Annotated in this window: 7 protein-coding genes; 6 read left to right on the forward strand and 1 reads right to left on the reverse strand. The window is 67.8% G+C overall.

The genetic code is table 11. From position 1 onward, the window contains the following. Positions 1 to 81: 81 nt before the first annotated feature. From ACWAUG_RS06860 to ACWAUG_RS06880, 5 genes are all read left to right on the forward strand, one after another. The gene (locus ACWAUG_RS06860) at positions 82 to 1,074 is read left to right on the forward strand and encodes a carbohydrate ABC transporter permease (RefSeq protein ID WP_460801945.1); all 993 of its coding nucleotides are present in this window, start codon (positions 82 to 84) and stop codon (positions 1,072 to 1,074) included. Beyond that, positions 1,071 to 1,946, forward strand: a complete 876-nt coding sequence (locus tag ACWAUG_RS06865) for a carbohydrate ABC transporter permease (RefSeq protein WP_460801946.1) — start codon at positions 1,071 to 1,073, stop codon at positions 1,944 to 1,946. Before ACWAUG_RS06860 ends, ACWAUG_RS06865 begins: the two co-directional genes overlap by 4 nt. After that, entirely contained in the window at positions 1,946 to 3,274 is a 1,329-nt protein-coding gene (locus ACWAUG_RS06870) for an alpha-L-fucosidase (protein ID WP_460801947.1), read from the forward strand. Before ACWAUG_RS06865 ends, ACWAUG_RS06870 begins: the two co-directional genes overlap by 1 nt. Next, positions 3,271 to 6,219: a glycoside hydrolase family 2 TIM barrel-domain containing protein gene (locus ACWAUG_RS06875; protein ID WP_460801948.1), complete on the forward strand. Its 2,949-nt coding sequence runs from the start codon at positions 3,271 to 3,273 to the stop codon at positions 6,217 to 6,219. Before ACWAUG_RS06870 ends, ACWAUG_RS06875 begins: the two co-directional genes overlap by 4 nt. A 72-nt stretch (positions 6,220 to 6,291) precedes the next feature. After that, positions 6,292 to 7,803: a right-handed parallel beta-helix repeat-containing protein gene (locus ACWAUG_RS06880; protein WP_460801949.1), complete on the forward strand. Its 1,512-nt coding sequence runs from the start codon at positions 6,292 to 6,294 to the stop codon at positions 7,801 to 7,803. Between the two features lie 70 nt (positions 7,804 to 7,873). Here ACWAUG_RS06880 and ACWAUG_RS06885 read toward each other — a convergent pair whose 3' ends face one another. After that, positions 7,874 to 8,575, reverse strand: a complete 702-nt coding sequence (locus tag ACWAUG_RS06885) for an FAD-dependent monooxygenase (protein WP_460801950.1) — start codon at positions 8,573 to 8,575, stop codon at positions 7,874 to 7,876. Positions 8,576 to 8,642: 67 nt separating this feature from the next. On the opposite strand from ACWAUG_RS06885, the gene ACWAUG_RS06890 reads away from it, so the two are divergent. Further along, on the forward strand, positions 8,643 to 9,439 hold a 797-nt coding region (locus ACWAUG_RS06890; protein WP_460801951.1), incomplete at its 3' end, for an IS256 family transposase.

Raw genomic sequence — 9,439 nt, forward strand, 5'->3', positions numbered from 1 at the left:
CGGGCGTCGCCGAACTCCGGCGGCGCCCGTCGCCACCTCCGAGGATCACCCGATCCCCACCTCCGAGGAAAGGAAGCGAGCATGACCTCGCTCGACACCGCGGCAGCGGTCACGACACCACCGGAATCCGGTCCGCGCCCCGCGCGCCGACAGGGACGCGCCCCCGCCCGTGATCTCAACGGAGCAGCGCGGTTCCGCCCGTGGTGGATGCCGTGGCTGTGGCTCTGCGTGCCGATCGGCGTCGTCGCGGCGTTCTACCTCTACCCCTTCCTCAACATCGCGTTCCTGTCATTCACCGACGCCAGCCCCCTCTCGGGCAAGGGCGACTTCGTGGGCATCGAGAACTACGAGTACGTGCTGAGCGATCCGGACTTCTGGAACGCCGTGCTCAACTCCCTCGTGTACGCGGTCTGCGTCGTGCCGATCATCGTGATCCTGCCGCTGCTGCTCGCCCTCCTGGTGAAGGACCGCGTTCCCGGCATCGGCGTGTTCCGCGCCCTCTTCTACGTGCCCGCGATCAGCTCGACCGTCGTCGTGTCGCTGGCGTGGACGGCGCTGCTGAAGGACAACGGCTCCATCAACAACCTGCTGATGAACGTCGGCATCATCGATGAACCGCTCGCGTTCCTCACCGGCCGCTGGTTCCTGCTGTTCTCGGCCATGGCCGTGACCATCTGGCAGGGCCTGCCGTACTACATGATCATGTACCTCGCCGCGCTGTCGAACACCGACCGTTCGCTCTACGAGGCGGCCGCAATGGACGGCGCCGGCCCCGTTCGCCGCTTCTTCACCGTCACCGTTCCGAGCGTCCGCGTGATGATGACCCTCGTCGGCGTGCTGTCGATGATCGGCTCGATCAAGGTCTTCGCCGAGGTGCACCTCCTCTCCAACGGCTCCGGCGGCATCGGCGGACAGTCCGAGACCCTCACGATGTACATCCGCGCCGTGGGTCTGGACCCGACCTACGGTTCGCTCGGACAGGGCTCGGCCGGTTCGGTGTTCCTCTTCCTCCTCACGCTCGGCCTCCTGATCCTCAGCCAGCGTCTCGACCGAAAGGCGGAGGAGCAGTCATGACCACCGCGATCCGCCCCCCGCGCCGCCGCCGCTCTGCGGCCTTCGGTTCCCTGACGGGACCCGCCCTCGTTCGCCGCTACGTCATGCTCGTGGTGGTGGGCCTGCTGCTCCTCGGCCCTCTGGTGCTTCCCCTCATGGCCGCCTTCAAGGCGCCGGGTGAGCCGGTCTTCGGCCAGGGCGCCACCCTCCTTCCCCAGACCTGGTCGCTCGACGCCTTCGTGAAGCTGTTCGAGCAGACCGAGATCGTCCGCTACATCGGCAACTCGCTGTTCGTCGGCGTGCTGACGGTCATCTCCGCCGTCGTGCTGTCGACCCTCGGCGGATACATGCTGTCGCGGCGCGGATGGCGCGGACGCGGCGTCGCCGTGACGATGGTCATGGCGACCATGATCTTCCCGTTCGAATCGATCATGCTCTCGCTGTTCTCGCAGGTGCGCGACCTCGGACTCTACGACACGCTGTGGGGCATCTGGCTGCCGATGATGCTCGGGCCCTTCCACCTGCTGCTCATGCGCGCCGCGTTCATGGGCATCCCGGAAGAGGTCGAAGACGCCGCCTTCCTCGACGGCGCAGGTGAGTGGCAGCGCTTCTGGCACGTCTTCCTGCCCCAGGTGCGCGGCTCGCTCACGATCGTCGCGCTGACCGCGTTCATCGGCGCGTGGCAGGACTACCTGTGGCCGTTGCTGGTCACGCAGTCGTCCGAGAACACCACGATGATGCTCGGCATCGCCCAGCTGCAGTCGTCGTTCGGAACCGACTACCGCGTCGTGCTCGCCGGAGCCATCGCCGCGCTCGTACCCATCGCCCTGGTGTTCTTCTTCACTCAGAAGCACTTCTTCCGCGGCATCGAAGAGGGAGGACTGAAGTTCTGATGACTGCACATGAGACTCCGCAGATCGAAGGCGTCGAGATCGACCTCGGCGTCGACGAGGTCGACTACATCTGGCCCGAGGCCCCGCGCACGCGGGCAGCACTCGAGCACTGGCAAGACCTCAAGGTGGGCGTGCTGATCCACTGGGGCATCTACTCGCACATCGGCCAGGCCGGTTCCTGGTCGCTGCACCGCGAACACCTTGGGGACTTCACCGACACCCCCGCCGACTGGACGGGAACCGACGCCGAGTACCACGATTGGTACCGCGATCAGGCTCGGGCCTTCACGGGGGAGGACTACGACCCCACCGAGTGGGCCAAGGCATGTGCGGGCGCCGGGGCGAAGTACATGATCTTCACCGCCAAGCACCACGACGGCTACGCCATGTACGACACCCGCTTCTCCGACTTCAAGTCGACGTCGGAGTCCAGCGGCCTGCGCCGTGACGTGTTGGCGGAGACCTTCGACGCCTTCCGCGCAGAGGACGTCGAGGTGGGCGTCTACTTCTCCAAGGCCGACTGGAATCACCCCGGCTACTGGGATCGCGCTCTGCCGGTCACCGACCGCTTCCACAACTACGACATCGCCGAACGGCCGCGTCAGTGGCGCTCGTTCGTCGACTTCACCCACGCACAGCTCGACGAGCTGATGACGCGTTACGGCACCGTCAGCGCCCTGTGGCTCGACGCCGGGTGGGTGCGTGACGAGGCCGAGCCCATCGACATGCCGGCGATCGCCGCCGCGGCGCTCGAGGCGCAGCCCGACCTCCTCATCGTCGACCGCACGGTGCACGGACCCCACGAGATGTACCGCACCCCGGAAGAGGTCATCCCGCCCCGTCGCCTCGAGGGGCCGTGGGAGTCGTGCATCCCGATGACCGACCACTGGTGCTCGATCGTGGTCGACGAAGAGGCGCGATCGTTCGATGAGATCCTGCGCGAGCTCGTCGCCGTGGTCACGCGCGGCGGCAACTACCTGATCGGCGTCGGCCCCGACGCGACCGGACGCCTGTCGTCGTCGGTCGCCGAGCGCCTCGCCGAGCTGGGCCGATGGCTCGACGTCAACGGCGACGCGGTGTACGGCACGCGCCCCTCCGACGTCCCGGTCTCGGGCCCCGTCCGCGAGTGGGCGGCCACGCATCGCGGGACGACCGTCTACGCGTTCGGCGTCGGCGCCGGCGCGGAAGAGCGCCTGAGTGTCGGAGGCCCGATCGCGTCGGCTCGCCTCATGGACGGCACCTCCCTCGTCGTCGACGGTGAGGTCGTGATCGTCCCGGCGTCGTCCGACCTCGTGCGCGTCGTCGTGATCGAACAGGCGGACGTGTGACCGACCTGCATATTCCTGCTCCGGAATACACCCGCGCGGTACGCCCCTCGGCGCGCGTCGAGACGGATGCCGACGAGCTCAGCCTCAACGGCGAGTGGGGATTCCGCCTGCGTGGCGTCCCGGAGGCGGACGGCACGATCGCGGTGCCGAGTCACTGGGTGCTGCCCACGGGAACGGTCCGCGGAAACCCCGCGTACACCAACCTCGTCTTTCCGATTCCGGTGGACCCGCCCCATCTGCCGCAGGAGAACCCGACGGCAGAATACGCACGATCGGTCGTGATTCCGGATTCCTGGCTGGTCGGCGGACGGATCCTGCTGCGCACGGACGGCATCGAATCGCATGCCGAGGTGTTCGTCGGCGGTCGCCGTGCGGGATCGCGCTTGGGGTCGCGCCTCGTGCACGAGCTCGACATCACGGACCTCGTCACGCCCGGCGAGAACGAGATCCTGATCGTCGTGAGCCAGTGGTCGGTCGGAACGTACCTGGAAGACCAGGATCAGTGGTGGCTGCCGGGCATCTTCCGCGACGTGACCCTCCGTCACCGTCCTGTCGGCTCCCTCGACGACGTCTGGCTCGACACGGCCTTCGATGCCGAGTCCGGTACGGGCGAGATCCGCCCGGACATCCGCACCGACGGCTGGCCGGTGCGTATGCAGATTCCGGAATGCGGCGTCGACGTCGTGTTCGCCTCGGCTGACGACCAGGCCGTCGTGGTCGTTCCCGACGTGCGCCCGTGGTCGGATGAGAGCCCGGCCCTGTACGACGCGATCGTGTCGACCGCGGGAGAGTCGGTGTCGCTGCGCATCGGCTTCCGATCGGTCTCGGTCGTCGACGGCGTGCTCATCGCCAACGGTCGACCGCTGAAGCTCCGCGGCGTCAACCGGCATGAGACGCACCCCGACCGCGGGCGTGTGTTCGACGAGGCGTTCGTCCGGTCTGACCTCGAACTCATGAAGCGGCACAACGTCAACGCGATCCGCACCGCGCACTACCCGCCGCACCCGCGCGTCCTCGATCTCGCCGACGAGTACGGCTTCTGGGTCATGCTCGAATGCGATCTCGAGACGCACGGCTTCGAGCTGATCGACTGGCGCGGGAACCCGTCGGACGAGCCGGCATGGCAGCCGCATCTCCTCGACCGCATCGAGCGCACCGTCGAGCGTGACAAGAACCACGCGTGCGTGTTCTCGTGGTCGCTCGGCAACGAGAGCGGCCGGGGGCGCAACCTCGCCGCCATGGCCGCATGGGCGCGCGATCGTGATGAGCGCCGTCTCGTCGTCTACGAGAGCGACCACGCCGCCGAGTACACGCAGATCTACGCGCGCATGTACCCGGCCTTCGAGGAGATCGACGCCTTCTTCGCCGAGAGCGGCCCGATCGCGGTCGCCCATCACCCGTCGTCGGAGGTGACCGACGACGAAGCCCGTCGAGCCCGAGCGTTGCCCTATCTGCCGATCGAGTACCTCCATGCAATGGGAACGGGCCCCGGCGGGATCGCCGACTACGAGCGCATCATCGCGGCCAACCCGCGCATCGCGGGCGGATTCCTGTGGGAGTGGCGTGATCACGCGCTGCGCGCGACCGCGACGGACGGCCAGACCTTCCTCGGCTACGGCGGCGACTTCGGCGAGATCCTCCACGACGGCACCTTCATCGCCGACGGCCTGGTCTCCGCCGACGGCGTGATCTCGACCGGGCTCGTCGAATGGGCCCAGAGCGTCGCACCCATCAGGGCATCCTGGGACGGTGCCGCGGTGATCGCGTCGCGCCACCTCTTCTGCGATGCTCGGGTCGCCGTCACCTGGCGCATCGAGGTTGCGGGTGAAGCCGTTCTCGAAGGGGCGACGAACCTCACGATCTCCGCCGGGGGCTCCGTGCGCGTCGATGTGCCGGCGTCCGACGTCCTCGGCGGGGCGGACGGACGCGAGGTGTGGGTCACCGTCGAGGTGCGCCACGCTGACGACGCTCCGGAGTGGCTGCGCGGGGCCCTGATCCATCGAGCACAGGCTCCGTTGGCCGCCGCGGGAGCGGTCGCAGAGCGCACGCCGACGGCGCTGAGCGCCCCCGGCGGGGAGCTTCGCTTCGGCACCGTTCGCGTGGACGGCGAGACCGGGGCGATCACCGGCATCGGGGGGCTCGCGGTCAACGACCTCGGCGTCACCCTGTGGCGCGCGCCCACCGACAACGACCTGGGCCACGGTGCGCTGGACTACTGGCAGGATCGCCCCGAGGACACCCTGGGTGCGGGCGCCGGACGTCGCGGAGCGTCCTCCGCCGAGCGGTGGACCGAGGCGGGTCTGGATCGCATCGTGCCCTCGAAGACGACGCGCTCCGATGCGGCCGATGCCGTCGTCTTCACCACGCGCTGGGGTGCTGCTGGAGCCGAGCCGCTGCTCGAATGCGTTCGCACGTGGCAGGAAGTGGATTCCCGGGCGCGCCTGCGCGTCGACATCCGTCCGCTCGCCGGTGCCGCCGGGATCTGGCCGAGGGTCGGAATCCACCTCGCCCTGCCGGTCGCCGACTGGTCGGCATCCTGGTTCGGTCTCGGCCCTGAGGAGAGCTACTCCGATATGCGGGAAGCGGCATACGTCGGGCTGCACGAGCGATCGATGGCTGAGCTCGTGCGAGCCCAGGTGCACCCGCAGGAATCCGGACATCGCTCGGACGTCCGCACCCTCACGCTGCGTGCCCCGGAATTCGAGGGAGTCGACATCGCTCGCATCGCGGGCGAACTCGGTTTCAGCCTGCGGCCCTGGAGCCCGGCTGAACTCACCGTCGCCGGGCACCCGCACGAGCTGCCGGAGCCGAGTGCGAGCCACCTTCTTCTGGATCTCGCGATGCACGGCCTCGGGTCGCGCTCGTGTGGTCCGGACGTCCGTCCCGAGCATCACCTTCGGCCCTGTGAGCTGACGGTGACCCTGGACGTGGGCGCTTCTTCTTAGCCCACGTCAGCCCCCCTCTGAGGCCGGCGATCGCGAGCTCGCCGGCCTCGCCTCATTTGCGAAGGAGCAATCATGACCGAATCAGCAGAAGCGAAGCCGGCGCTCAGCCGTCGAGCCCTCTTCCAGACCGGCGCGTTCGTCGCGGTCGGCGCAGGCATCTTCTTGGGCGGTGCGATCAATCCGACGATCGCCAGTGCCGCGGCCACGACGACCTACTACGTCGCCGCAGACGGTGATGACAACGCCTCGGGCACCTCGGCGCAGACGCCGTGGCGGACGCTGGCGAAGGTCAGCGCCACGACACTGGGCCCCGGCACCGCCGTCCTCTTCCGCGCCGGAGACACCTTCACCGGTGTGCTGAACCTGCGCGGGTCGGGTACGGCATCCGCTCCCATCACCATCGGCAAGTACGGCCAGGGCGCACGTCCCGTGCTGCACGGCGCGGGCGCGGTTCCCGCCACGATCCACATCACCGAGACCAGCCACCTGCTGATCAACGAGCTCGAGATCACGAACACCGCGGCCAGCCGCGCCTACCGCAGCGGAATCCTCATCACCGCCCCCGCGGCGGGCCTCGCGAACATCAGCCTGCGCAAGCTCACCATCCGTGACATCACGGGCGACCCGTACACGGGTCAGGGCAACTTCCCCGCCGCGGCCTGCGGTGGCATCGGCGTCACCAGCGCCGGCGAGAAGGTGGTGGACGGCCTGCTCATCCAGGACGTCACCATCACGAACGTCGACGACCACGGCATCCGCACCACCGCGACCACGCAGACCGCGCGAGGCACGAACTACGTCTTCCGCTACGTCGACGTGGTCAACGCCGGCGGAAACGGCATCGTCATGGCCAACGTCACGGGTGCGCTCGTGGAGGGTTCGACGGTTCGCGACAGCGGCGGGCGTTCGATCGCGTGCGCGGGAATCTGGCCCGTCTACAGCGAGAACGTCGTCATCCAGAACAACGGCGTGTGGAACCAGGACACCCTGCTGAGCGACGGCTTCAGCTACAACTGCGACTGGCAGAACACCAACGCGATCTTCCAGTACAACTACTCCAACGGCAGCAAGAAGGGCTTCTTCCAGTCGTTCTTCCAGTCCACCGCGGTCGTGCGCTACAACGTCTCGCAGGATGACTACTCGGGCTTCGCGCTCTACGGCGCCTCGGGCATCCACATCTACAACAACACCGTCTACCTCAAGAACGGCACGGACGGTCAGGTGATGCGCTCGTTCAACGATCAGGGACGCACGCCCTCCAACAACCGACTGACGAACAACATCATCGTCAACCGCGGCTCCGGCGGATTCACGAGCCCCGGAGTCTCGTACGACTACAACCTGTTCGCGGGCAACCAGGGCTCGGGCGAGCCCACGGGCAACGGCAACTTCCGCGGTGACCCCCAGCTCGTCGCGCCCGGAACGGACGCCACGTGGGCGGCGACGGGATACCGTCTGCGCGCCGGTTCCCCGGCCATCGCGGCGGGAACACCCATCACGAACAACGGCGGTCTGGACTACTTCACCCAGGTCGTCCCCGCCGGTGCTCCGAACGTGGGAGCGCACGCCGGCGCCGGCGTCTGATCCGACCGCACGGAGACGACGGGGCGGGTGCGCGATGCACCCGCCCCGTCGTCTTGCCCGGGCGGCGCAATCAGGCCAGCGGCCACCCCGTGTAGGCCTCGGCGAGATAGCGGGAGCCTGCCTCGGACTCCACGACCGAGCGCAGTTCGGCCATGCGACGCATGTCGTCGAACTCGGATGCGCCGTCGGCGGCGTGCAGCATCGAGGTCATCCACCACGAGAAGTGCTGGGCCTTCCAGATGCGCGCCAGTGCCGTCTCGGGATAGGCCTGCAGCAGCTGATCGTCGCCCTCGGTGAGGAGGGCCGCGATGGCTCGGTCGAGGAGGACGACATCGGCGACGGCGAGGTTCATCCCCTTTGCGCCGGTGGGCGGCACGGTGTGCGCGGCGTCGCCGACGAGAGCGATCCGGCCGTGCAGAAGGCGGTGGGCGACGAAGCTTCGGAAGCGGAGGATGTCGCGTTGGAAGATCGGTCCTTCTCGCAGCTCGACACCCGGAGTACGGCGCTGGAGCTCTGCCCACAACTCGGCGTCCGACATGCGGTTCGGGTCTTCATTCGGGTCGCACTGGAGGTACATGCGCTGCACGGTCTCGCTGCGCTGGCTGATGAGAGCGAACCCGTCGGGAGTCGTGCTGTAGATGAGCTCGTCAGCGCTCGGCGGTGCCTCCGTCAGGATGCCGAACCAGGCGAACGGGTATTCGCGGAAGTGGCCGCCCGTCGGGGAGACCGTGGCTCGGGCGACGCTGCGGGATCCGTCCGCACCGACGATCACGTCGGCGACGATCGGGACTGTCAGTAAAACGGTGGATCTGGGACTGGCCTGACTGAAAGGAAGGGCAATGACCCACACCATCGAGATGATCGATCCTGTGGCAGGAGAGATCATTGATGAGAAGCAGATCGCGGAGCAGCTGCTCACGCAAGCGAAGGAGCAAGGCGTCAGCCTCGTCGGGCCGGGAGGCCTGCTGGGCGGGTTGACGAAGACCGTGCTGGAGACCGCACTCGAGGCGGAGATGACCGAGCACCTCGGATACGAGAAGCACCAGGTCACTGACAGTGAGAACGCGCGCAACGGCACTCGTTCGAAGACGGTGCTCACTGAGGTCGGCCCGGTCGAGATCGAGGTCCCGCGGGATCGGGATGGATCGTTCGAGCCGAAGATCGTCCGTAAGTGGCAGCGCCGGTTGGACGGCATCGACGAGATTGTCCTCTCGCTCACCGCGCGGGGGTTGACCACGGGTGAGGTGGCCGCGCACTTCGATGACGTCTACGGCGCGTCGGTGTCGAAGGAGACGATCTCGAAGATCACCGACAAGGTCATCGAGGAGATGACCGAGTGGCAGAACCGGCCGCTGGACCGTGTCTACCCGGTGGTGTTCATCGACGCGATCGTGGTGAAGGTCCGCGACGGGCAGGTCCGCAACAAGCCGTTCTACGTCGCCATCGGTGTCACCACCGCCGGAGAACGCGACATCCTCGGCATCTGGGCCGGCGATGGCGGTGAGGGGGCGAAGTTCTGGCTCGGGGTGCTCACCGAGCTGAAGAACCGTGGCGTCGAAGACGTCTGCATCGTGGTCTGCGACGGCCTCAAGGGGCTGCCGGAGTCGATCACCACGACGTGGGAGTTCGCCGTGGT

Source organism: Microbacterium sp. GXF6406 (genome assembly GCF_054798215.1).

Excerpts from the sequence above, each read along its gene's own strand:
- ACWAUG_RS06870 (WP_460801947.1), top strand. The coding sequence starts at position 1,946 with ATGACTGCACATGAGACTCCGCAGATCGAAGGCGTCGAGATCGACCTC.
- ACWAUG_RS06865 (WP_460801946.1), top strand. The coding sequence starts at position 1,071 with ATGACCACCGCGATCCGCCCCCCGCGCCGCCGCCGCTCTGCGGCCTTC.
- ACWAUG_RS06860 (WP_460801945.1), top strand. The coding sequence starts at position 82 with ATGACCTCGCTCGACACCGCGGCAGCGGTCACGACACCACCGGAATCC.
- ACWAUG_RS06880 (WP_460801949.1), top strand. The coding sequence starts at position 6,292 with ATGACCGAATCAGCAGAAGCGAAGCCGGCGCTCAGCCGTCGAGCCCTC.